The organism is Pseudomonas sp. 3MA1, assembly GCF_029237275.1.
GTDB lineage: Bacteria > Pseudomonadota > Gammaproteobacteria > Pseudomonadales > Pseudomonadaceae > Aquipseudomonas > Aquipseudomonas fluorescens_AP.
In genome coordinates this window covers 62,935-85,043 of sequence record NZ_JAACFX010000009.1, presented here as the reverse complement: position 1 = coordinate 85,043, position 22,109 = coordinate 62,935, and the positions used below count along the sequence as shown (strand labels likewise).

The 22,109-nt window shown below is 63.1% G+C and carries 20 protein-coding genes; 10 read left to right on the top strand and 10 right to left on the bottom strand.

What is annotated here, in order from left to right:
* Nucleotides 1-42 precede the first annotated feature (42 nt).
* The 4 genes from GWQ44_RS22670 (at nt 43) to GWQ44_RS22655 (ending at nt 5,207) form a co-directional block, all read left to right on the top strand.
* Nucleotides 43-1,383: an imelysin family protein gene (locus tag GWQ44_RS22670; protein ID WP_016966194.1), complete on the top strand. Its 1,341-nt coding sequence runs from the start codon at nt 43-45 to the stop codon at nt 1,381-1,383.
* A gap of 191 nt (nt 1,384-1,574) precedes the next feature.
* Nucleotides 1,575-2,999 (top strand): di-heme oxidoredictase family protein, encoded by a 1,425-nt coding sequence (locus tag GWQ44_RS22665; protein ID WP_275928304.1) that lies wholly within the window; start codon nt 1,575-1,577, stop codon nt 2,997-2,999.
* Between the two features lie 43 nt (nt 3,000-3,042).
* Complete coding sequence (locus GWQ44_RS22660) at nt 3,043-4,107, top strand: imelysin family protein (RefSeq protein WP_016966192.1); 1,065 nt, start codon at nt 3,043-3,045, stop codon at nt 4,105-4,107.
* 2 nt (nt 4,108-4,109) lie between these two features.
* Entirely contained in the window at nt 4,110-5,207 is a 1,098-nt protein-coding gene (locus tag GWQ44_RS22655) for a DUF1513 domain-containing protein (RefSeq protein ID WP_047305939.1), read from the top strand.
* Nucleotides 5,208-5,294: 87 nt separating this feature from the next.
* On the opposite strand, the gene GWQ44_RS22650 is transcribed toward GWQ44_RS22655, so the two are convergent.
* From GWQ44_RS22650 to colR, 5 genes are all read right to left on the bottom strand, one after another.
* The gene (locus GWQ44_RS22650) at nt 5,295-5,519 is read right to left on the bottom strand and encodes a hypothetical protein (RefSeq protein WP_103741451.1); all 225 of its coding nucleotides are present in this window, start codon (nt 5,517-5,519) and stop codon (nt 5,295-5,297) included.
* 2 nt (nt 5,520-5,521) lie between these two features.
* On the bottom strand, nt 5,522-6,235 hold the full coding sequence (locus tag GWQ44_RS22645) for a lipopolysaccharide kinase InaA family protein (RefSeq protein WP_265532796.1): 714 nt from the start codon (nt 6,233-6,235) through the stop codon (nt 5,522-5,524).
* 3 nt (nt 6,236-6,238) lie between these two features.
* Nucleotides 6,239-6,919 carry a class I SAM-dependent methyltransferase gene (locus GWQ44_RS22640; protein ID WP_042941222.1) on the bottom strand — a complete coding sequence of 227 codons (681 nt, stop codon included), beginning with the start codon at nt 6,917-6,919 and terminating at the stop codon, nt 6,239-6,241.
* 198 nt (nt 6,920-7,117) lie between these two features.
* The gene (locus GWQ44_RS22635) at nt 7,118-8,398 is read right to left on the bottom strand and encodes a HAMP domain-containing sensor histidine kinase (protein ID WP_275928303.1); all 1,281 of its coding nucleotides are present in this window, start codon (nt 8,396-8,398) and stop codon (nt 7,118-7,120) included.
* Nucleotides 8,388-9,071 carry a two-component system response regulator ColR gene (gene colR / locus GWQ44_RS22630; protein WP_047305857.1) on the bottom strand — a complete coding sequence of 228 codons (684 nt, stop codon included), beginning with the start codon at nt 9,069-9,071 and terminating at the stop codon, nt 8,388-8,390. The genes GWQ44_RS22635 and colR overlap by 11 nt, the downstream gene beginning before the upstream one ends.
* 204 nt (nt 9,072-9,275) lie before the next feature.
* Here colR and GWQ44_RS22625 point away from each other — a divergent pair, with 204 nt between their 5' ends.
* A complete protein-coding gene (locus GWQ44_RS22625; protein ID WP_275928302.1) occupies nt 9,276-11,225 on the top strand; it encodes an LTA synthase family protein in 1,950 nt (649 codons plus the stop codon).
* A 152-nt stretch (nt 11,226-11,377) separates the two neighbouring features.
* Here GWQ44_RS22625 and groL read toward each other — a convergent pair whose 3' ends face one another.
* From groL to GWQ44_RS22605, 4 genes are all read right to left on the bottom strand, one after another.
* Complete coding sequence (gene groL / locus GWQ44_RS22620; protein ID WP_016965560.1) at nt 11,378-13,021, bottom strand: chaperonin GroEL; 1,644 nt, start codon at nt 13,019-13,021, stop codon at nt 11,378-11,380.
* 49 nt (nt 13,022-13,070) lie between these two features.
* Nucleotides 13,071-13,364 carry a co-chaperone GroES gene (locus GWQ44_RS22615; RefSeq protein ID WP_011063093.1) on the bottom strand — a complete coding sequence of 98 codons (294 nt, stop codon included), beginning with the start codon at nt 13,362-13,364 and terminating at the stop codon, nt 13,071-13,073.
* Nucleotides 13,365-13,615: 251 nt separating this feature from the next.
* Nucleotides 13,616-14,092: an FxsA family protein gene (locus tag GWQ44_RS22610; RefSeq protein ID WP_016965561.1), complete on the bottom strand. Its 477-nt coding sequence runs from the start codon at nt 14,090-14,092 to the stop codon at nt 13,616-13,618.
* 66 nt (nt 14,093-14,158) lie between these two features.
* Nucleotides 14,159-14,890, bottom strand: a complete 732-nt coding sequence (locus GWQ44_RS22605) for a HugZ family protein (RefSeq protein ID WP_016965562.1) — start codon at nt 14,888-14,890, stop codon at nt 14,159-14,161.
* 165 nt (nt 14,891-15,055) lie between these two features.
* Here GWQ44_RS22605 and GWQ44_RS22600 point away from each other — a divergent pair, with 165 nt between their 5' ends.
* Nucleotides 15,056-15,814 (top strand): SDR family oxidoreductase, encoded by a 759-nt coding sequence (locus GWQ44_RS22600; RefSeq protein ID WP_275928301.1) that lies wholly within the window; start codon nt 15,056-15,058, stop codon nt 15,812-15,814.
* 102 nt (nt 15,815-15,916) lie between these two features.
* Here the strand turns inward: GWQ44_RS22600 and apbC are convergent, their stop codons facing one another.
* A complete protein-coding gene (gene apbC, locus GWQ44_RS22595) occupies nt 15,917-17,011 on the bottom strand; it encodes an iron-sulfur cluster carrier protein ApbC (RefSeq protein WP_047305860.1) in 1,095 nt (364 codons plus the stop codon).
* Between the two features lie 162 nt (nt 17,012-17,173).
* Between apbC and metG the strand changes: the two genes are divergently transcribed.
* From metG to GWQ44_RS22575, 4 genes are all read left to right on the top strand, one after another.
* Nucleotides 17,174-19,225: a methionine--tRNA ligase gene (metG, locus tag GWQ44_RS22590; protein ID WP_179600078.1), complete on the top strand. Its 2,052-nt coding sequence runs from the start codon at nt 17,174-17,176 to the stop codon at nt 19,223-19,225.
* A 131-nt stretch (nt 19,226-19,356) separates the two neighbouring features.
* On the top strand, nt 19,357-19,932 hold the full coding sequence (locus tag GWQ44_RS22585) for an Rnf-Nqr domain containing protein (RefSeq protein WP_047305862.1): 576 nt from the start codon (nt 19,357-19,359) through the stop codon (nt 19,930-19,932).
* Nucleotides 19,929-21,134: an electron transport complex subunit RsxB gene (rsxB, locus tag GWQ44_RS22580; RefSeq protein ID WP_275928300.1), complete on the top strand. Its 1,206-nt coding sequence runs from the start codon at nt 19,929-19,931 to the stop codon at nt 21,132-21,134. The genes GWQ44_RS22585 and rsxB overlap by 4 nt, the downstream gene beginning before the upstream one ends.
* The gene (locus tag GWQ44_RS22575) at nt 21,121-22,107 is read left to right on the top strand and encodes an RnfABCDGE type electron transport complex subunit D (protein ID WP_275928299.1); all 987 of its coding nucleotides are present in this window, start codon (nt 21,121-21,123) and stop codon (nt 22,105-22,107) included. Before rsxB ends, GWQ44_RS22575 begins: the two co-directional genes overlap by 14 nt.
* Nucleotides 22,108-22,109 lie beyond the last annotated feature (2 nt).

Genomic DNA, 22,109 nt, shown 5'->3' with positions numbered 1-22,109 from the left:
CCACGCGCCGTCCATTCCCCCTCTCGAAGCAGGATGTTCGCCATGATTCGTATGCCTCTGGCTACCGCCAGTCTGTTGGCCATCGCTATTTCCCTCGCCGGCTGTGGCGAAGGCAAAGACGACAAGGCTGCCGCTCAAGCGCCGACCCCGGCTGCCAGCACTGCCACCCCGGCCAACGACGCCGCGGGCAAGGTCGACGAAGCCGCGGCCAAGGCTGTGGTCGCGCATTACGCCGACATGGTATTTGCCGTTTACAGCGACGCCGAATCCACCGCGAAAACCCTGCAAACCGCCATCGATGCCTTCCTCGCCAAGCCCAACGACGAAACCCTGAAGGCCGCCAAGGCTGCCTGGGTGGCCGCGCGCGTGCCTTACCTGCAGAGCGAAGTGTTCCGCTTCGGCAACACCATCATCGATGACTGGGAGGGTCAGGTGAACGCCTGGCCGCTGGACGAAGGCCTGATCGACTACGTCGACAAGAGCTATGAACACGCCCTGGGCAACCCCGGCGCCACCGCCAATATCATCGCCAACACCGAGATCCAGGTCGGCGAAGACAAGATCGACGTGAAGGACATCACCCCGGAAACCCTGGCCAGCCTGAACGAGCTGGGCGGTGCCGAGGCCAACGTCGCCACCGGCTACCACGCCATCGAATTCCTGCTCTGGGGCCAGGACCTCAACGGCACCGGTCCCGGCGCCGGCGCGCGTCCGGCGTCCGACTATCTGGAGGGCGCAGGTGCTACCGGCGGCCACAACGATCGTCGTCGCGCCTATCTGAAAGCCGTGACCCAACTGCTGGTCAACGACCTGGAAGAAATGGTCGGCAACTGGAAACCGGACGTGGCCGACAACTACCGCGCCACCCTGGAAGCGGAACCGGCCGAAACCGGCCTGCGCAAAATGCTCTTCGGCATGGGCAGCCTGTCTCTGGGCGAATTGGCCGGCGAGCGGATGAAAGTGTCCCTGGAAGCCAACTCGCCTGAAGACGAGCAGGACTGCTTCAGCGACAACACCCACAACTCGCACTTCTACGACGCCAAGGGCATTCGCAACGTCTACCTGGGCGAATACACCCGTGTCGACGGCACCAAGATGACCGGCGCCAGCCTGTCGTCCCTGGTGGCCAAGGCCGACCCCGCCGCCGACGCCGCCCTGAAAGCCGATCTGGCCGCTACCGAAGCCAAGATCCAGATCATGGTCGACCACGCCAACAAGGGTGAGCACTACGACCAACTGATCGCCGCAGGCAACGAATCCGGCAACCAGATCGTGCGCGACGCCATCGCCGCCCTGGTCAAGCAGACCGGTTCGATCGAGCAGGCCGCCGGCAAACTGGGCATCAGCGACCTGAACCCGGACAACGCCGATCACGAGTTCTGATCAGCGCCGCGTGAGCCAAAAAGGCGACCTTCGGGTCGCCTTTTTTTGTCGCAGCGAGACTGCAGCGCCTGGGGTGAGCCGTCCCTCGGCAAGCTTGTCCTGCGTCAAACCAAACGATAATTCCTCTTATTCAAACTTCAGCAGCCTGTTAGACTTTGCGCCCTTGTTTTGCTCGTCTTGCAGGATGTCCGATGCCTTCGTCGCAGCTTCGCTGGTTCGCTCTGATCATGGCCCTGGGCCTGAGTGCCTGCGATGACGCTCCACGCTTTACCCGGGCCGAACCCGGTGAAGCCCGCGCCGGCGGCGCCACCACGGTCAACAAGGCGGATCGCAACGCGTTTTCCCTGCCCTCGGCCAATCTGCCGGCCACCCGACGCCTGGACTTCAGCGTGGGTAACAGTTTCTTTCGCAACCCCTGGGTCATCGCCCCCTCCACCACCACCGCCCGCGACGGCCTGGGCCCGCTGTTCAACACCAATGCCTGCCAGAACTGCCACATCAAGGACGGCCGCGGCCATCCGCCCGCACCGGATGCCCTGAACGCGGTGTCCATGCTGGTGCGCCTGTCGATCCCGGATGCCCCGGCCTACGCCAAGGTCATCGAACAGCTCGGCGTGGTGCCCGAACCGGTATACGGCGGCCAGTTGCAGGACATGGCGATTCCCGGCGTCGCTCCCGAAGGCCGGGTCCGGGTCGATTACGACAGCGTGCCGGTAAGGTTCAAGGACGGCAGCCTGGTGGAGTTGCGCAAGCCCAGGCTGCAGATCACCGATCTGGGTTACGGCCCGATGCATCCCGAGACGCAGTTCTCCGCCCGAGTGGCGCCGCCGATGATCGGCCTGGGGCTGCTGGAAGCCATTCCCGAAGCGGCGATCCTCGCCAACGCCCAACCAGCTGCCGGCAACCGGGCCATCGCCGGGCGCCCCAACTGGGTCTGGGATGACGCCCAGCAAAAGACCGTGCTCGGACGCTTTGGCTGGAAAGCCGGACAACCCAATCTCAATCAACAGAATGTTCACGCGTTTTCCGGCGACATGGGCCTGACCACCAGCCTGCGGCCCGTCGACGACTGCACCGAGGCGCAAACCGCGTGCAAGCAGGCACCCAACGGCAATGGTCCGGACGGCGAGCCGGAGGTCAGTGACAACATCCTGCGCCTGGTGCTGTTCTATACCCGCAACCTGGCGGTACCGGCGCGCCGCGACGTCGACTCGCCCCAGGTCCTGGCCGGCAAGAACCTGTTCTTCAAGGCCGGTTGCCAGTCCTGCCACACCCCGAGTTTCACCACGGCAGCCAATGCCGCCGAACCCGAATTGGCCAACCAGGTCATCCGTCCCTATAGCGACCTGCTGCTGCATAACATGGGGGAAGGCCTGGCCGACCACCGCACCGAGTTCAAGGCCAGTGGCCGCGACTGGCGCACCGCGCCGCTGTGGGGCATTGGCCTGACGGAAACCGTCAGTGGCCACACCCAGTTCCTGCATGACGGCCGCGCCCGCAACCTGATGGAAGCGGTGCTCTGGCACGGCGGCGAGGCCGAAGGCGCGAAGCAACAGGTGCTCGCGTTCAACGCCGAGCAGCGCGCTGCGTTGCTGGCCTTCCTGAATTCTCTATAACGCTCGACTCAACCGTTTTCTCCACCATAAAGGGAGCCCGAACATGTTCCGCCCCAAACTGCTGTTCACCAGCCTGGCCGCACTCGCTCTGGGCGCCTGCGCCCCCCAGGACCCACAAGCCGTGACCTCGGCGGCCATTGCCAAGCAGGTCATCCTGCCGACCTACAGCCGCTGGGTCGATGCCGACCGCCAGCTGGCCATCAGCGCCCTGGCCTTCTGTGAAGGCAAGCAAAGCCTGGACACCGCCCGTGCCGACTTCCTCCACGCGCAAAAGGCCTGGGCCGAGCTGCAGCCGCTGCTGATCGGTCCGCTGGCCGAGGGCAACCGCTCCTGGCAGGTGCAGTTCTGGCCGGACAAGAAGAACCTGGTGGGCCGTCAGGTCGAGCAACTGGTCAGCGCCACCCCGCAGATCGACGCCGCGACCCTGGCCAAGTCCAGCGTGGTGGTACAAGGCCTGTCGGCCTACGAATACATCCTCTTCGACAGCAAGATCGACATGGCCGACAGCGCGCAGAAAGCCCGCTACTGCCCGCTGCTGACCGCCATCGGTGAACGCCAGAAGCAACTGGCCGAAGAGATCCTGTCGAGCTGGAACACCAATGACGGCATGCTCGCGCAGATGAGCAAGTTCCCCAACCAGCGCTACGCCGACTCCCACGAAGCCATCGCCGACCTGCTGCGGGTCCAGGTCACCGCCCTGGATACCCTGAAGAAGAAACTCGGCACGCCGATGGGCCGCCAGACCAAGGGCATCCCCCAGCCGTTCCAGGCCGACGCCTGGCGCAGCCAGTCGTCCCTGCAAGGCCTGGAAGCCAGCCTCAGCGCCGCACAGACGGTCTGGGCCGGGGTCGACAACAAGGGCCTGCGTGGCCTGCTGCCCGCCGAGCAGAAGCCGTTGGCCGACAAGATCGACGCCGCCTACGCCGCCTCGCTGAAACTCTTTGCCAGCACCCAGCGCTCACTCACTGAAATGCTCAATGACGACGCCGGGCGCCAGCAACTCAACGACCTGTACGACAGCCTCAACGTGGTCCACCGCCTGCACGAAGGCGAACTGGCCAAGGCGCTGGGGATCCAATTGGGCTTCAACGCCAACGACGGTGACTGATGATGCTGCGACGTCAGGCTTTGGCACTGGGCAGCCTGCTGCTCAGTGCGGTGACCTTGGGCGGCTGGACGCTGTTCAAGCAAAAGGGCAAGCAGCCCTTGCTGCTTTCGGCCAGGGACGATGGGGACGGCAAGCACTACGCCGTCGGTTATCAGCTGGACGGTAAACAGCTGTTTGCCACCCAGGTCGGCCAGCGTTGCCACGACATCATCAATCACCCGCAACTGCCGATCGCGCTGTTCGTGGCCCGACGCCCGGGCACCGAGAGCTACCTGATCGACCTGCGGGACGGCACCCTGCTGCAAACCCTGAGCTCGCAGCCTGACCGGCATTTCTATGGCCACGCGGTGATCCACAAGGACGGCCAATGGCTGTACGCCACCGAGAACGACACCCGTGATCCGGGGCGCGGCCTGCTGGGGGTCTACCGTTTTCAAGGCGAACGCCTGGTGCACAGCGGCGAGTTGTCCACCCATGGCATCGGCCCGCACCAGGTGTCGTGGATGCCCGACGGCGAAACCCTGGTGGTGGCCAACGGCGGTATCCGCACCGAGGCCGAAAGCCGGGTGGAGATGAACCTCGACGCCATGGAGCCGAGCCTGGTGCTGATGCAGCGCGACGGCACCCTGCTGAGCAAGGAAACCCTGGCCCAGCAGATGAACAGCGTGCGCCACATGGGCATCGCCAGCGACGGCACCATCGTCACCGGTCAGCAGTTCATGGGCGCCGCCCACGAGTCCTCGGAGCTGTTGGCGATCAAGCGTCCGGGCCAGCCCTTCACGGCTTTCCCGGTCCCCGAACAGCAGTTGCAGGCCATGGGGCACTACACCGCCAGCGTCGCCGTGCACAGCGACCTGCGCCTGGTGGCCCTGACCGCCCCACGGGGCAACCGCTTCTTCATCTGGGATCTGGACAGCGGTGCGGTGCGGGTCGATGCCCCGCTGCCGGACTGCGCCGGGGTCGGCGCCGTGGCCGATGGCTTCGTGGTGACCTCGGGCCAAGGCCGTTGCCGCTTCTATGACTGTCGCCAGCAGCAGATTGTGGCAAAACCCCTGGAACTGCCTGCCGGGCTCTGGGACAACCATTTGCATCTGGTCTGACCAGCCCGCGGCCGGCGCCGATGCCCAAGCGTCAGAAAAGCCAAAGGCCTCGCATGGCGAGGCCTTTGGCTGGGCGGGAGAATAGGTTCAGCTCTGGGGTTTCAAACCCTGGCTCATGCCGAACATGAACAACAGCAAGTCATGATCGGGCCGGGCGGCGGCTGTCGATTTGGCGACCCGTGGCAAAGGGCAATGTTCCCCTTGAGCGGCACTGAGCACCTGCGTTCGCGGCTGCTCCCAGACAACCAGGGCCAAGGAAGCAACTGCCAAGGCTCCTGCCAGGAAAACACCTCGTGCAATTTCTAGCTTCATAGCTATAAACCTTTGATGGGGCTGCCAAACGCCGTTTTGTAAAAGTAGTAGAGCTTTTGCCAATCCGTGTCGTTCCACGACGAATGGCGGCGCAGTTGCTTGAGGTCGTGGGCGGCTGCTCGTTGGCTGCTCAAGCGCTGCCGGCACTTCTCGAAATCCAGCAAGGCGATCTGTGGCCGGGCCTGCTCGCCCTCGCCCACCACCCGCACGAAAATATGCTTGGCGTACAGGCAGCCATGCTGCCAGCGCCCCTTGTGCATGCGCGCCAGGGTCCCCGCCAGTGCCTCCAGCAACCGCTCATGGAACGCTTCACCATGGCGCTCACGCTCACCGGCGGCGTACCAGTTGTCGATTTCCACAAAGCCATCGAGCGCCGCCGTGACCAGCAAGGCTTGCCAGCGATTCTGCGGATCGCGCCGGGCACCGCAGAACACCAGTTCCGGAACCCCCACATCGAGCAACCGCAGGCCTTGCAACGCGGCGAGTTCGCGCAAGACGGTCGGTCGCCCGAAAGGATGCAGCACGCTGCGATAGGTGTGTCCGATCTGTCGCTTGGCATAGAGCAGACGGCCGCTGCTGCTCACAATGCGCTGTACCCCGCTTTCACCGCCTCGACGCTGATTGGGTTCCTCGACCCATTCACCTTGCCTGTTCCAGAAATCATCGAAGCGATCCGAGGGTGCAACATCCATTTGCGAAGCAGATTCAACAGCCATCCGTTACCTCTTGCGTAATACGTACACTCGCCACATGGCGTAGAGCGGAACAAAATCCAGGTGCTCCTGGACACGAAAACCGGCTTGCCTGAACTCTTTTTCGACGGTGGCGGCCGGTAACACGAAGCGATTCTGGTAAGCCTCTGGCCCCGATTCGGACAAACGCTTGCGCTCCAGGCGCTTGCGTTTCCAGGCCTTGAAATTGCCATCAACCCACAGCGAGATAATCACGCTGTCGCGGGTCACTCGCTGAAACTCCCGTAACAGCGCCATCCGATGCTCGGCCTGACCCACATGGTGCAACAGCCGCATGGAAAAAATGCAGTCCACGGCGTTGTCCGGCAAATCGATGGCAAAGGCGGACGTTTGCAAAGGCCGTACCCGACTCACCACGTCGGCGGGCTGGGCCGCCATGGCGGTGCTCAGCATAGCCGAAGAATTGTCCGCACCAATAATGACCCGGTTGGCCTTCTGCGCCAGCAACGGCCAGAAGCGACCCGCACCACAGGGCAGGTCCAGCACCAGACCGGGCTCACCGGCAGCGGCCAGGGCCGCGCGGGCCAGGTGTTCGTCACGCCAGTGGGACAACCGACGCGCCAGGCCATCCTGATGCTTCAGCAGGTATTCCTGGGCATGTTGGGCATCGTATTTGTCGGAAAATTCCAGCTTGATCGGCTTGGCCATCATCAAGGTCTCCTGTAGCTGATGGCCCCACCTTAAGCAGCGGCATGTCAGCGACAGGTCATCCCTTTGTGAAAACTTCGTACCGTCCAAGGGGAAAATATTTCAGACTTTTACAGCCTGCGGGCAATGGCCTAGGGCCACAGCAGGCCAAAAAACGACAAGTGACGGGCCCTGCAGAGCAGGGCCGGATCAAGATACTCAGCTCTTGGCTGGTTGCAGCAGAACGTGAAAACGACAGCCATTGGGGATCATGGTACTGAGACTGACGCTCCAGCCCTGGTTTTCACAGATGCGCTGAACCAGGGACAAGCCCAACCCCAGGCCTTCACCGCGCTTTTCGTCGCCGCGCACGAAGGGCTGGAACATCGCCTCGCGTTTTTCCTCGGGAATGCCCACGCCGCTGTCTTCCACCACAAACCCGCCCGGCTCGAGGCTCAGGCGGATAAAGCCCCGCTCGGTGTAGTGCAAGGCGTTGCGCAGAAGATTGCCCATCACCGCATGCAGGAAGGTGGCGTTGTAGCGCTCGTCGCCGGGATGGCCGGGCTCGAAGATCAACTCGATGCCTTTGTCCTCGATGGACTCGCGCCACAGGCCGATCAAATCAGTGGCGGCTTGCGTCAGGGTCAGTTGCGGCGACATGCCGGCGTCTTCCCGCTGGGCACGCGCGAGCATCAGGAAGGTCTGCACCAGCTCGCGCATCTCCTCGCAGGCCCGGGCAATGCGCTCAACCTGGGCCCGTCCGCGCTGGTCCAGCCCGGGGTTTTCCAGAAGCAGCTCACAGGAGGTGGCCAACACCATCAACGGCGTGCGCAGTTCATGGCTGACATCACTGGTGAACAGCCGCTCGCGGCTCAAGGCCTGGCGCAAACGCCCCAGGGTGGCGTCGAAGGCGATGGCCAATTCGCCCACCTCATCGGCGGCATAATCCGGCGCCAACGGCGGCGCCAGCCCCAGCAACTGATCGCGATGCCGTACCTGACGGGCCAGACGCACCACCGGCGCCATCACCCGACGCGCCAGGATCCAGCCCAGGAACACCGCCAGCGCCAGGCTCAGGACGAACCCCACCAGCACCACGGCAAACAGCACCCGCTCACGCTCTTCGAAATCGCTCTGATCCTGCAGCAGCACGTAACGCCGACCATCCACCACTTCGACCATGGCGTGGTAGGACAGCTGCTCGCGAAACACTTCATGGAAGCCCGGGTCCAGGTGGCGCAGGTCCTTGGGCAACTCGAAATCGCCACGACCGCCGCTGTAGTAGAACAGTTGGTCGGGCTCGGGACGGTGGCTCCAGTCGGCCACGTTATCCATCAGCAACAAGCGTTGCAGGTCGCCCCCAAGGCCAGCGGAGATGAGTTTTTCCTCCACCAGGTGCACGGTCGCCACGATGCCCATGGCGAATGCCCCCGCCACCAATGCGCTCATCAAGGCAAAGGCGATGATGATGCGCTGGGCAAGGCTTTGCTTAAACTCCATCACGGCCCTCGGCCAGCCGGTAGCCGACACCGTGCACGGTGTGCAGCAGCGGCTTGGCGAATGGCTTGTCGATCACCTGGCGCAGTTGGTGAACATGGCTGCGCAGGCTGTCACTGTCCGGGCAATCATCGCCCCACAGGGCCTCTTCGAGAATTTCCCGGCGCAGGACATGGGGGCTCTTCTGCATCAACACCGCCAACAGCTTGAGGCCCACCGGGTTGAGCTTGAGCAGGCGCCCTTCGCGGGTGACTTCGAGGGTGTCGAGGTCATAGCTCAGGTCGCCCACCTGCAACGCACGCCGACCACCGCCCTGGGTACGGCGCATCACCGCCTCGATTCGCGCCGCCAGTTCCGAGAGGGCAAACGGCTTGAGCAGGTAGTCGTCGGCACCGGACTTGAAGCCCTGCAGCCGGTCATCCAGCTGGTCACGAGCCGTGAGCATGATCACCGGGGTGTCGCGCCGGGCATCTTCGCGCAGACGCTTGCACAGGGTGTAGCCATCGATTCCCGGCAGCATGATGTCGAGCACGATCAGGTCATAATGCTCGGTGGCCGCCAGGTGCAGCCCGGACAAACCATCCTGGGCGCAGTCCACGGTGTAGCCCTTGAGCCCCAGGTAGTCAGCCAGGTTGGCGAGAATATCGCGGTTGTCTTCAACCAGTAGAATTCGCATCGGAACTCTCTCCCTACACAGTTACGGCCGTCTTGGCTCGCGCAGCTTAAGGCCAAGTCCGACTCGCCGCCAGCCTTGTCTGACCGCTGCCGCAGCCCTGTTGCCCGATCAATGTCTTAACGAGTTTTTCACTGAGGGCTCACAACCTGACTACAGCGACAACCTCAAACTACGAAGCATTTGCCCACAAGGAACACCCCCTCGATGGACCTTCTCAAGACCGCGCCCGCGCGCCTGGTGCTGCTGCTGACCGGCACCTGGCTGGTGATTTTCCTGCTGACCCGCAGCATCCTCCTGCTGACCCACCTCAACGAAGCCGGTAACGGCTGGCTGCCCGTGTTCGGCGTCGGCCTGCTCTATGACCTGGGATTCCTGGCCTACGCCGCCCTGCCCCTGGGGCTGGGCCTGTTGCTGTGCCCGGCAAGCCTTTGGCGCCGACGCGGCTTGCGCTGGCTGGTGCAGGGCCTGTTCAGCATCAGCCTGTTCGCCATGCTCTTCACCGCCGTGGCGGAATGGCTGTTCTGGGACGAGTTCGGCGTGCGTTTCAACTTCATCGCCGTCGATTACCTGGTGTACTCCGACGAAGTCCTCAACAACATTCTCGAGTCCTATCCGATCGGATGGTTCATGGGCCTGCTGGCCCTGGCAGCAATCGTCCTGAGCCTGGCGCTGCGCAAGCCGCTTGAGGCCGCCCTGGATGCGCCCTTGCCGTCGCTGCGCGGCCGCCTACTCAGCGGCCTGGGACTGTTGCTGGTGGCCGCGGCCAGTCTGCAACTGCTCAGCCAGGACAGCCCGCGCGCCCAGGGCGGCAACGCCTATCAGAATGAGCTGGCGAGCAATGGCCCGTATCAGTTCTTTGCCGCCTTTCGCAACAACGAGCTGGACTACTCGCAGTTCTATCGCAGCCTGCCCGCCGAGGTCGTGGCGCGACAGATGCGCGCCGAGTTGAACGAGCCCAATGCCCGCTTCATTGGCCAGGACCCGCTGGATATCCGCCGCGCCATCGATAACCCGGGCACCCCACGCACGCCCAATATCGTCCTGGTGACCCTGGAAAGCTTCAGCGCCAAGTACATGGGTAGCAACGGCGACGACCGCAACCTGACCCCGAACCTGGATGCGTTGCGCACACAGAGCCTGTACTTCAACAACTTCTACGCCACCGGCACCCGCACCGACCGTGGCCTGGAAGCCATCACCCTGGCGATCCCGCCCACTCCGGGGCGCTCGATCGTCAAACGCATCGGCCGTGAAAGCGGCTTCGCCAGCCTGGGCCAGCAACTGCGCGCCGTGGGCTACGACAGCGTGTTCGTCTACGGCGGACGCGGTTACTTCGACAACATGAACGCCTTTTTCAGCGGCAACGGCTACCGGGTGGTGGACCAGAGCAGCGTCGAGGAATCCGAGATCCACTTCAAGAACGCCTGGGGCATGGCCGACGAAGACCTCTATAGCCAGACCCTGAAGCTGGCCGATGCCGACTACGCCCAGCAGCGGCCCTTTTTGCTGCAACTGATGACCACCTCCAACCATCGGCCGTACACCTACCCCGATGGCCGGATCGACATCAAGTCCGGCAATGGCCGTGACGGCGCGGTGAAATACACCGACTACGCCATCGGCGAGTTCCTCAACGCCGCGCGGCAAAAGCCCTGGTTCGACAACACGATCTTCGTGTTCGTCGCCGACCACACGGCGGGCAGCGCGGGCAAGGAAGACCTGCCCATCAGCAACTATCAGATTCCGCTGTTCGTCTACGCCCCCAAGCTGATTCCAGCGCGGGAAAGTGCACAGCTGGCCAGTCAGATCGACCTGGCGCCGACCCTGCTGGGGCTGTTGAACCTGGACTACGAGTCGACCTTCTTCGGGCGCAACCTGCTGCAGGACAACCCACTGCCGCCTCGGGTCCTGGTGGGCAACTATCAGCACCTGGGGCTGTTCGACGGACAGGACCTGGCGATTCTCAGCCCGCGCCAGGGGCTGCGTCGTCATGACCAGGCCCTGGGCGCCAGCCAGGAATCCCGAGTGCCGGACAGCGACCCGCTGATCCAGCGCGGCATCAGCTACTACCAGAGCGCCAGTTATGGCTTCAAGCAGCAGTTGCTGGGCTGGAAGGCGCCCAAGGCAGCGGCGGATGAACTGAGCCAGCGCTGAAGTCGTTCGCGGGCCAGCCCGCTCCTACAACGATGCACCTCTGTAGGAGCGGGCTGGCCCGCGAAGATCTACGCATCACTCATATCTCGGGCATAAAAAAGCCCCGCCGGCTTTCACCGGCGGGGCTTTTTCAGTACAGGGGTAAGGCTGGCTTACATCATGCCGCCCATGCCACCCATGCCGCCCATGTCTGGCATGCCGCCAGCTGCAGGCTTGTCTTCCACGATTTCAGCAACAGCGGCTTCGGTGGTCAGGATCAGACCGCCGATGGACGATGCAGCTTGCAGCGCGGAACGGGTCACCTTGGTTGGGTCCAGGATGCCCATTTCGATCATGTCGCCGTATTCGCTGGTGGCAGCGTTGTAGCCGAAGTTGCCGGCACCTTGCTTGACCTTGTCCACCACCACGCTTGGCTCGTCACCGGAGTTGGCAACGATCTGGCGCAGTGGAGCTTCGATCGCGCGACGCAGAACAGCGATACCCACGTCCTGATCGGCGTTGTCGCCCTTCAGGTCCTTGATGCCTTGCAGAGCACGGATCAGGGCTACGCCACCGCCAGGTACCACGCCTTCTTCAACGGCTGCACGGGTCGCGTGCAGGGCGTCTTCAACGCGGGCTTTCTTCTCTTTCATTTCAACTTCGGAGCCAGCGCCAACCTTGATCACTGCAACGCCGCCGGACAGCTTGGCCAGACGTTCTTGCAGTTTTTCACGGTCGTAGTCGGACGAAGTGTCGGCCACTTGCTGACGGATCTGGGTCACACGAGCCTGGATGTCCGCTTCAACGCCAGCACCGTCGATGATGGTGGTGTTTTCTTTGGACAGGATCACGCGCTTGGCGTTACCCAGGTGCTCCAGGGTGGTGCTTTCCAGGCTCAGGCCGATCTCTTCGGAGATCACGGTACCGCCGGTCAGGACGGCGATGTCCTGCAGCATGGCCTTGCGACGGTCGCCGAAGCCCGGTGCCTTGACGGCAGCGACTTTGACGATGCCACGCATGTTGTTCACAACCAGAGTCGCCAGGGCTTCGCCTTCAACGTCTTCAGCCACGATCAGCAGTGGGCGGCCGGCTTTGGCAACGGCTTCCAGCACGGGCAGCATTTCGCGGATGTTGGAGATCTTCTTGTCCACCAGCAGGATCAGCGGGCCGTCGAGTTCGGCGACCATGGTGTCCGGCTTGTTGATGAAGTAAGGGGACAGGTAGCCACGGTCGAACTGCATGCCTTCTACGACCGACAGTTCGTTTTCCAGGCCCGAGCCTTCTTCAACGGTGATCACGCCTTCTTTGCCGACTTTTTCCATGGCTTCGGCAATGATGTCGCCGATGGAGTTGTCGGAGTTGGCGGAGATGGTGCCGACCTGAGCGATGGCGCGGGAATCAGCGCATGGCTTGGACAGACCTTTCAGCTCTTTGACGATGGCGATGGTGGCCTTGTCGATACCGCGTTTCAGGTCCATCGGGTTCATGCCGGCAGCGACGGCTTTCAGGCCTTCGTTGACGATCGACTGAGCCAGAACGGTAGCGGTGGTGGTGCCGTCGCCAGCGTCATCGTTGGCACGGGAGGCAACGTCTTTGACCAGCTGCGCGCCCATGTTTTCGAAGCGATCTTTCAGCTCGATTTCTTTGGCTACGGAAACGCCGTCCTTGGTGATGGTCGGAGCGCCGAAGCTCTTCTCGATGATCACGTTACGGCCTTTCGGGCCGAGGGTCGCTTTTACCGCGTCAGCCAGAACGTTGACACCGGTGAGCATTTTCTTGCGGGCGGAATCGCCGAATTTAACTTCTTTAGCAGCCATGATCGATATTCCTTAAATACTGTGTAGTAGCGGGAAAATACGCGGGAAATCAGCCTTCGATAACAGCGAGAATCTCGTTCTCGGCCATTACCAGCAGATCTTCGCCATCGACTTTCACGGTGTTGCTGCCGGAGTACGGGCCAAACACCACTTTGTCACCCACTTTCACGGCCAGCGCACGTACTTCACCGTTGTCCAGCACACGGCCGGTACCTACAGCGACGATTTCGCCACGGTTAGGTTTTTCAGCAGCCGAACCAGGCAGAACGATGCCGCCGGCAGTTTTCGATTCTTCTTCGCTGCGACGGATGACGACGCGGTCATGCAGAGGACGAAGCTTCATTGTCGATCTCTCCTAATTGTGGTTTTCAACGGCCGGTGTCGACACCGGCGGGTTAACAAATCCGGCTTTGCCGGGTGCGACTCGACAAGCGAGCCGCGGAAGTCTGTCTGGTGTAAGCACCAGAAACCTTGCGGTGACCGTTACATAAGGGCGCATAAGGTTATTACAAGGGCTGGTCGGAGATTTTTTTACAGGGCTTGCGCCAAAAACGAACACGGCACCCGAAGGTGCCGTGCAGTGGAGCCGCTGAGTTATGAGTCGCGATGCTCGAACTCGCCCTCGATGACATTGGGCTCACGGCCCAATGGCTGTTGCGGCGCAGGGCCGCCGCGGGCCGCGCGCATGTCATCGGCAAAAGCGCGTTGGCGCAGGGCCTGCTCCTCGGCGCGCTGGCGCATCTTGTTGGCCAGCAGGCGACGACTGATCGGCAACAGCATCAACAGACCGAACACATCACTGACGAAACCGGGCAGGATCAACAGGCCGCCGCCCAGGGCCAGCATCAAGCCTTCGAGCATCTGCTGGGCCGGCAGCTCGCCGCGATTGAGGCTTTCACGGGCACGCAGTGCCGTGGCCAGGCCGGCCACGCGCAATACCAGCACACCGAGCATCGAACCGAGAATGATCAGCAGCAGCGCCGGGAAAAACCCGATGGCCGCGCTGACCTTGACGAAGACGAACAGCTCCAGCACCGGGAACAGCAAAAAGAGCAACAGAAAAGGGCGCATCAAATGGTTTCCTCTGCGGAAGAATGCCTTCCAGTAGACCGTAAATGACGTCGCCAATTCGTGAATTCAAGCGCCAACGGCTGGTTTTTTCGGCCATTGATCGGCGTGAGCCAGGAAAACCAGGGCTTCGCGTACTTGTGTCGGCGTGTTGCAAGGCGCCTGGAATGGCAACCAGTACAGCGCCTGAGCAATGCGCAGATGCATGCCCTCGGCATCGATCCCGACCAGTTGCGCCGGCACGCTGTCAGGCAGCCCGGTGAGCTGGACGTAATGGGCGATGGCCTTGGCATGATCGCTGTTCATGTGTTCCACCATGCTCGACTCGGCCTTGCCGGCGAACGGGTTGGCCAGGGTCACCTGATCGACCCAGTGAATCGCCCCGAAACCGCCGATGTAGCGATGACGCACCGGCTTGAGCACCCAGAAATCAAAATCGTGGGCCTTGTGATAGTTCTGCGATTCGGGGAAGTAACGGTAGTAGCGCTCGGCCGCAGCGGCGATTGCCTGCTCATCCGCGAGTTTCTCGGCCTCGGCCAGGTAGGTCAGGCGCCCAACCGCTTGCACGTCGTCGGCATCACGCTCGCCCACCAGCAGCGAACACTTGGAATCCTTCTGCAGATTGTGAGTGTGCTGGGCAATGCGACTGATCAGAATCAGCGGCCGCCCCTCGGCATCCAGGCAATAAGGCACCACGGAGCCAAAGGGAAAACCCGGCATGGCCTTGGAGTGCGTCGACAAAACGCCGCGGTATTCCTTGAGCAGCAATTCTCGTGCATTCTTCGCAGCTTCAACGCTCACTTTATGACTCCTTCTGTAAAATCCGTCGAAAACGGACGGGCGCCTGGAGCATTGTTCCAGCTACGCCAATGGGGCAATTCTCGTCTGCAGCCAGATCAGGTCCGGCGGTCGGTCGAGGCTCTGCCAAAAGGACAACCTTTCAAGACCTGCTAGCGGGACATGCGAATGCAACTCACTGACAAAGTAATCATGATCACCGGCGGTTGCCAAGGTCTGGGCCGCTCCATGGCCGAGTATTTCGCCGCCAAGGGCGCGCGACTGGCCCTGGTCGACCTCAATCAGGAAAAACTCGACCAGGCGGTCGCCGCCTGCAAGGCGCTCGGCGTCGAGGCCCGTGCCTACCTGTGCAACGTCGCCAATGAAGAACAGGTGAGCCACACGGTGGCGCAGGTGGCCGAGGACTTCGGCGCCATCCACGGCCTGATCAACAATGCCGGGATCCTGCGCGACGGCCTGCTGGTCAAGGTCAAGGACGGCGAAATGACCAAAATGAGCCTGGCCCAGTGGCAAGCGGTGATCGACGTCAACCTGACTGGAGTGTTCCTCTGCACCCGTGAAGTGGCGGCAAAAATGATCGAGCTGAACAACAGCGGCACGATCATCAACATCTCGTCGATCTCCCGCGCCGGCAATATCGGCCAGACCAACTATTCCGCGGCCAAGGCCGGGGTCGCTGCGGCCACCGTGACCTGGGCCAAGGAGCTGGCGCGCTATGGCATCCGCGTGGCCGGCATTGCCCCGGGCTTTATCGAAACCGAGATGACCTTGGGCATGAAGCCTGAAGCCCTGGAGAAGATGACTTCCGGCATTCCGCTCAAGCGCATGGGCAAGCCGGAAGAGATCGCTCACTCGGCGGCGTACATCTTCGAGAACGACTACTACACCGGACGCATCCTGGAGTTGGATGGCGGCCTGCGGGTCTGATCCTGTCATCGCAACGGTAGGAGCCGGCTTGCCGGCGAAAGCGATCTCGAGGCCGCCTTCGCCGGCAAGCCGGCTCCTGCATGACTCGCCCGTCCGAGGGTTTCAGTCATCGCTGACGGTAATGCTGGGCATCGCCGGCGCCGCGGCTTCCTGCAACACGATGCGCGCGCCGACATGCCGCGCCAATTCCTGGTAGACCATGGCGATCTGGCTTTCCGGCTCGGCGATCACCGTCGGCTTGCCGCCGTCGGCCTGCTCGCGGATCAGCATCGACAGCGGCAGCGAGGCCAGCAGCTCGACGTCGTACTGGCTGGCCAGCTTCTCGCCGCCGCCTTCGCCAAACAGATGCTCGGCATGGCCGCAGTTGGAGCAGATGTGCACCGCCATGTTCTCCACCACGCCCAGCACCGGGATGTTGACCTTGCGGAACATCTCCACACCCTTGCGCGCATCCAGCAGCGCCAGGTCCTGGGGCGTGGTGACAATCACCGCGCCGGCCACCGGGACTTTCTGCGCCAGGGTCAGCTGGATGTCGCCGGTGCCTGGCGGCATGTCGATCACCAGGTAATCGAGGTTGCCCCAGTCGGTCTGGGTCACCAATTGCAGCAAGGCACCGGAAACCATCGGACCGCGCCAGACCATCGGCGTGTTGTCGTCAGTGAGAAAGGCCATGGACATGACCTCGACCCCATGGGACTCAATAGGCACGAACCACTTCTGGTCCTTGATCTTCGGCCGGGTGCCTTCGGCGATGCCGAACATGATGCCCTGGCTCGGACCATAGATATCGGCATCGAGAATCCCCACCTTGGCGCCTTCGCGGGCCAGGGCCAGGGCCAGGTTGGCCGCGGTGGTGGACTTGCCCACGCCGCCCTTGCCGGACGCCACCGCCACCACGTTCTTGACGTTGGCCAGGCCGGGGATCTGCGCCTGGGCCTTGTGCGCGGCGATCACGCTGGTGATCTCGACCTTGGCCGAGCTCACGCCATCCAGGCCCTCGATGGCCAGTTGCAGCATCTGTGCCCAGCCGCTCTTGAACAGACCGGCGGCATACCCCAGCTCCATGCGGACCGTGACCCGGTCGCCCTGGACGTCGATGTCCCGCACGCAGCCGGCGCTGACCGGGTCCTGGTTCAGGTAAGGGTCGGTGTATTGGCGAAGGACGGCTTCCACCGCTGCGCGATTGACGGCGCTCATGGGCAACTCCGATAACAAGACTGGAAAATCAGCCGGCTATCCTACGCCGCCGACTCCTTCGTGGCGAGGGAGCCTGCTGCGCACAATCTGTCCGGAAGGGTGAAAAATCCGCGCTGGCGCTTTATAGTGGCCGACCTCCGTTTCATCAAGTAGCCGAGCCCCATGTCCGAGCCACGCAAGATCCTCGTCACCAGCGCCCTGCCCTATGCCAATGGTTCCATCCACCTTGGCCACATGCTTGAGTACATCCAGACCGACATGTGGGTGCGCTTCCAGAAGCATCGCGGCAACCAATGCATCTATGTCTGCGCCGACGACGCACACGGCTCGGCCATCATGTTGCGCGCGGAAAAGGAAGGCATCACCCCGGAACAACTGATCGCCAACGTCCAGGCCGAACACAGCGCCGACTTTGCCGACTTCCTGGTGGACTTCGACAACTTCCACTCGACCCACGCCGAAGAAAACCGCGAGCTGTCGAGTCAGATCTACCTCAAGCTGCGGGACGCCGGGCACATCGCCACGCGCTCCATCACCCAGTATTTCGACCCGGAAAAGAAGATGTTCCTGGCCGACCGCTTCATCAAGGGCACCTGCCCGAAGTGCGGCACTGAGGACCAGTACGGCGACAACTGCGAAAAATGCGGCGCCACCTACGCCCCGACCGATCTGAAGGATCCGAAGTCGGCGATCTCCGGCGCCACCCCGGTGCTCAAGGATTCCCAGCACTTCTTCTTCAAGCTGCCGGACTTCCAGCAGATGCTGCAAAGCTGGACCCGCAGCGGAACCTTGCAGGACGCCGTGGCCAACAAGATCGCCGAATGGCTGGATGCCGGCCTGCAGCAGTGGGACATCTCCCGCGACGCGCCGTACTTCGGCTTCGAGATCCCGGATGAGCCGGGCAAGTATTTCTACGTGTGGCTGGACGCGCCGATCGGCTACATGGCCAGCTTCAAGAACCTCTGCGCCCGTCGTCCGGAACTGGATTTCGACGCGTTCTGGGGCAAGGACTCCACTGCCGAGCTGTACCACTTCATCGGCAAGGACATCGTCAACTTCCACGCCCTGTTCTGGCCCGCCATGCTCGAAGGCGCCGGCTACCGCAAGCCGAGCGGCATCAACGTCCACGGCTACCTGACGGTCAATGGCCAGAAGATGTCCAAGTCCCGCGGCACCTTCATCAAGGCCCGCACCTACCTGGAGCACCTGTCGCCGGAATACCTGCGCTACTACTACGCCTCCAAGCTGGGCCGTGGCGTCGACGACCTGGACCTGAACCTCGAAGACTTCGTGCAGAAGGTCAACTCCGACCTGGTGGGCAAGGTGGTCAACATCGCCAGCCGTTGCGCCGGCTTCATCCACAAGGGCAATGCCGGGCTGATGGTCGACAGCAATGCCGCCCCCGAGCTGACCGAAGCCTTCCTGGCGGCCGCGCCAAGCATCGCCGACGCCTATGAAGCCCGCGACTTTGCCCGTGCCATGCGCGAAATCATGGCACTGGCCGACCGCGCCAACGCCTGGATCGCCGACAAGGCCCCGTGGTCGTTGAACAAGCAGGAAGGCAAGCAGGCCGAGGTGCAGGCCATCTGCGCCACCGGTATCAACCTGTTCCGCCAACTGGTGATCTTCCTCAAGCCGGTGCTGCCGCTGCTGGCCGCCGACGCCGAGGCCTTCCTCAACGTTGCCCCGCTGACCTGGAACGACCACCAGCAGTTGCTGGCCAACCATCAGCTCAATGAATTCAAGCCGCTGATGACGCGGATCGACCCGGTAAAAGTCCAAGCCATGACCGACGCCTCCAAAGAAGACCTGACCGCCAGCCAGACCGACACCGGTGCCGCCACGCCAGCAGGCAACGGCGAACTGGCCAAGGATCCGCTGTCGCCGGAAATCGACTTCGACACCTTCGCCGCCGTTGATTTGCGCGTCGCCTTGATCGTCAAGGCCGAAGCCGTGGAAGGCGCCGACAAGCTCCTGCGCCTGACCCTGGATATCGGTGATGAGCAACGCAACGTGTTCTCCGGAATCAAGAGCGCCTACCCGGATCCGTCCAAGCTCGATGGTCGCCTGACCATGATGATCGCCAACCTCAAGCCGCGGAAAATGAAGTTCGGCATCTCCGAAGGCATGGTGATGGCTGCCGGCCCTGGCGGCGAAGAGATCTACCTGCTGAGCCCGGACAGCGGCGCCAAGCCAGGCCAGCGGATCAAGTAAGCCTCCACGCTGCCTCCCCTATCCCCCCGTCGCGCTCAGGCGCAACGGGGGGATTTGCATATCTGGCGACCCTGCGTGCGCGCAGAGTTTGCCTACTCTTGAGGGATAGCCTGCTCGCACCGGCCGCCACCATGACCCACTTCCTGCTCGCCCTTTTCAGCACCGTCCTGATCAACAACTTCGTGTTGCAATGGCCGCTGGGCGTCGATCCGCTGTTGCAGGCGGACAGCAACCGGCAACGGGTTCATGCGCTGGGGCTGGCAACCACGGGGTTGATGCTGCTCAGCAGCGTGCTGGGGCATGTTCTTTATCGTGGGTTGCTGCAGCCCTGGGGGCTGGAGGCGCTGCAACTGTTCATCTGGCTGCCATTGAGCCTGTTGCTGATCAAGCCGCTGCTGAGGCTGCTGTCCCGCGCCCTGCCGCGCTTGCCATTCGACGGCCTCTGGCCCTTGCTTCTGGGCAATGCCGGCATGCTCGGCCTGCTGCTGATCGGCACCCGGGACGATCTGGACCTGGCCACCCTCAGCGCCATGAGCCTGGGGGCCGGACTGGGTTTCTGGCTGGTGCTGAGCCTGTTCAACGACCTGCGCCAGCGTATTTCCACCAACGATATTCCCCTGCCCTGGCGCGGCCTGCCGATCGACCTGATCAGCGCCGGCCTGATGGCAGTGGCGTTTTTCGGCTTCAACGGACTGATCAAAACATGAGTCTGATTCAACGCATCGATGCCCTGCTGCCCCAGACCCAGTGCGGCAAATGTGGCCATCCCGGATGCAAGCCCTACGCCCAGGGCATCGCCAATGGCGAGGCCATCAACAAGTGTCCGCCCGGAGGCCAGGAAACCATTGCCGGCCTGGCGCAACTGCTCAAGTTGCCGGTGCTGGAGCTGGACCACAGCCGCGGCCAGGCGCCGGCACAGATCGCCCATATCCGCGAAGCGGAGTGCATTGGCTGCACCAAGTGCATCCAGGCCTGCCCGGTGGACGCCATCGTCGGCGCGGCCAAATGGATGCACAGCGTGCTGATCGACCAATGCACCGGTTGCGACTTGTGCGTGGCGCCTTGTCCGGTGGACTGCATCGATATGCTGCCGTTGCCCGAGGCCAAGGTGGTGCCGATCGTTGGCGGCCTGGCCACCAGCCCCGAGCAACTGCAGGCCCGCAACCACAAGCGCGAGCAGGCGCGACGGCGCTTCGAACAGCGCAACGAGCGCTTGCAACGCGAAGAAGCCCGACGCCTGGCCGAGCGTCAGGCGCGCGCGCAGAAAGCCGCGCAGGCGGTCGACGACAGCCAGAATCCGCTGCAGGCGGCCATCGAGCGGGTCCGCGCGCAGAAAGCCGCGGCCGCCGACGCGGCGTTGAAAAAAGCCAAGATCGAGCTGGCCATGAGCCGCGCTCAATTGCACAAATCCCTCAAGGCCTTCGGTCATCCACCGACCTTCGAGCAGCAAACGCAGCTCATCGTTCTGCAGCGTCAGTTCGAAGCCGCCGAACAGGCCCTGGCTCAGTTGCAGTCGGCGGCGCCCGCCCCGGCGGCCCCCGTGGCCAAGGACGCCGAACTCAAGCGGGCCAAGATCCAGCTGGCCAGCCGCCGCGCCGAACTGAAAAAGGCCCAGGCCGCACAAGCCTCCGACGCCGAGCTGCAAGCCTTGAGCGCCGCCTTGGCGGCCGCCGAACAAGCGCTGCACGCCGCCGAGGACGCCTGCGGCAAACCGGCCCCGGTCCTGGCGCGTATCGAGAAGCGCCCGATCGATCCCCAACTGCGGCAACTGAAAACCGAACTGGCCTACGCCCGCGCCGAACTGAACAAACTGCAGCGCCAACCTGATACCCAAGCCGAGCAACTGGCTGAGGCTCAGGCGCGCCTGCAGGAAGCCGAACGCCAGGTGCAGGCCCATGCTGACCGCTGACGGCGTCGATCCGCGCCTGCGCCAGGCCATGCAGCGCGTGCTGCTGGCCACATTGCCCGGGCTGCTGGTGTTGCTCTGGTGGTTCGGCTGGGGCGTGCTGCTCAACCTGTTGCTGGCGGCGTGCGGCGCCCTGGCCATGGAAGCCCTGGCGCTGCGTCTGAGAAAGCGTGCGCTGCCAAGCGGCCTTGGCGATGGCAGCGCCTTGGTCAGCGCCACGTTGCTGGCCCTGGCCTTGCCACCTTACTGCCCCTGGTGGCTGCCGCTCAGCGCCGCGGCCGCGGCCATTGCCCTGGGCAAGCAGGTGTACGGCGGAGTCGGCCAGAATCCATTCAATCCGGCGATGCTTGGATACGCCCTGGCCTTGCTGTGCTTTCCCCAATCGATGACCCACTGGCCCGCGCCCCACGCCATGGATCTGCTCGCGGGACTGCAACAGGTCTTCGGCCTCACTGACGGTCTGCACGTGGATGCCTGGGCCCAAGCCACGGCGCTGGACAGTCTGCGCATCAACAAGAGCCTGACCCTCGACGAACTCTTTGCCAGCAACCCCGCCTTCGGCCACTTCGGCGGACGTGCCGCGCAATGGATCAATCTGGGTTTTCTTGCCGGAGGCCTGTTCCTGCTGCAGCAGCGGGTCATCGGCTGGCAGGCGCCGGTGGGCATGCTGGGCAGCCACTTGGTCATCAGCCTGCTGTGCTGGAACGGCACGGGCTCAGACTCCCATGGCTCGCCGCTGTTTCATCTGCTCAGCGGCGCCAGCATGCTCGGCGCCTTCTTCATCGTCACCGAACCGGTATCCGGGCCCAAGACGGAAAAAGCCAGGCTGCTGTTTGGCGTCGGCGTCGGCCTGCTGACCTACCTGATCCGGACATGGGGCGGCTACCCCGACGGCGTCGCCTTCGCCGTGCTGCTGATGAATCTGACGGTGCCGGCACTGGAACGCCTGTGCGCCGCAAAACCGGAGAACGCCTGAGC

Excerpts from the sequence above, each read along its gene's own strand:
- GWQ44_RS22670 (WP_016966194.1), top strand. The coding sequence starts at position 43 with ATGATTCGTATGCCTCTGGCTACCGCCAGTCTGTTGGCCATCGCTATT.
- GWQ44_RS22665 (WP_275928304.1), top strand. The coding sequence starts at position 1,575 with ATGCCTTCGTCGCAGCTTCGCTGGTTCGCTCTGATCATGGCCCTGGGC.
- GWQ44_RS22660 (WP_016966192.1), top strand. The coding sequence starts at position 3,043 with ATGTTCCGCCCCAAACTGCTGTTCACCAGCCTGGCCGCACTCGCTCTG.
- GWQ44_RS22655 (WP_047305939.1), top strand. The coding sequence starts at position 4,110 with ATGCTGCGACGTCAGGCTTTGGCACTGGGCAGCCTGCTGCTCAGTGCG.
- GWQ44_RS22650 (WP_103741451.1), bottom strand. The coding sequence starts at position 5,519 with ATGAAGCTAGAAATTGCACGAGGTGTTTTCCTGGCAGGAGCCTTGGCA.
- GWQ44_RS22645 (WP_265532796.1), bottom strand. The coding sequence starts at position 6,235 with ATGGCTGTTGAATCTGCTTCGCAAATGGATGTTGCACCCTCGGATCGC.
- GWQ44_RS22640 (WP_042941222.1), bottom strand. The coding sequence starts at position 6,919 with ATGGCCAAGCCGATCAAGCTGGAATTTTCCGACAAATACGATGCCCAA.
- GWQ44_RS22635 (WP_275928303.1), bottom strand. The coding sequence starts at position 8,398 with ATGGAGTTTAAGCAAAGCCTTGCCCAGCGCATCATCATCGCCTTTGCC.
- colR (WP_047305857.1), bottom strand. The coding sequence starts at position 9,071 with ATGCGAATTCTACTGGTTGAAGACAACCGCGATATTCTCGCCAACCTG.
- GWQ44_RS22625 (WP_275928302.1), top strand. The coding sequence starts at position 9,276 with ATGGACCTTCTCAAGACCGCGCCCGCGCGCCTGGTGCTGCTGCTGACC.
- groL (WP_016965560.1), bottom strand. The coding sequence starts at position 13,021 with ATGGCTGCTAAAGAAGTTAAATTCGGCGATTCCGCCCGCAAGAAAATG.
- GWQ44_RS22615 (WP_011063093.1), bottom strand. The coding sequence starts at position 13,364 with ATGAAGCTTCGTCCTCTGCATGACCGCGTCGTCATCCGTCGCAGCGAA.
- GWQ44_RS22610 (WP_016965561.1), bottom strand. The coding sequence starts at position 14,092 with ATGCGCCCTTTTCTGTTGCTCTTTTTGCTGTTCCCGGTGCTGGAGCTG.
- GWQ44_RS22600 (WP_275928301.1), top strand. The coding sequence starts at position 15,056 with ATGCAACTCACTGACAAAGTAATCATGATCACCGGCGGTTGCCAAGGT.
- apbC (WP_047305860.1), bottom strand. The coding sequence starts at position 17,011 with ATGAGCGCCGTCAATCGCGCAGCGGTGGAAGCCGTCCTTCGCCAATAC.
- metG (WP_179600078.1), top strand. The coding sequence starts at position 17,174 with ATGTCCGAGCCACGCAAGATCCTCGTCACCAGCGCCCTGCCCTATGCC.
- GWQ44_RS22585 (WP_047305862.1), top strand. The coding sequence starts at position 19,357 with ATGACCCACTTCCTGCTCGCCCTTTTCAGCACCGTCCTGATCAACAAC.
- rsxB (WP_275928300.1), top strand. The coding sequence starts at position 19,929 with ATGAGTCTGATTCAACGCATCGATGCCCTGCTGCCCCAGACCCAGTGC.
- GWQ44_RS22575 (WP_275928299.1), top strand. The coding sequence starts at position 21,121 with ATGCTGACCGCTGACGGCGTCGATCCGCGCCTGCGCCAGGCCATGCAG.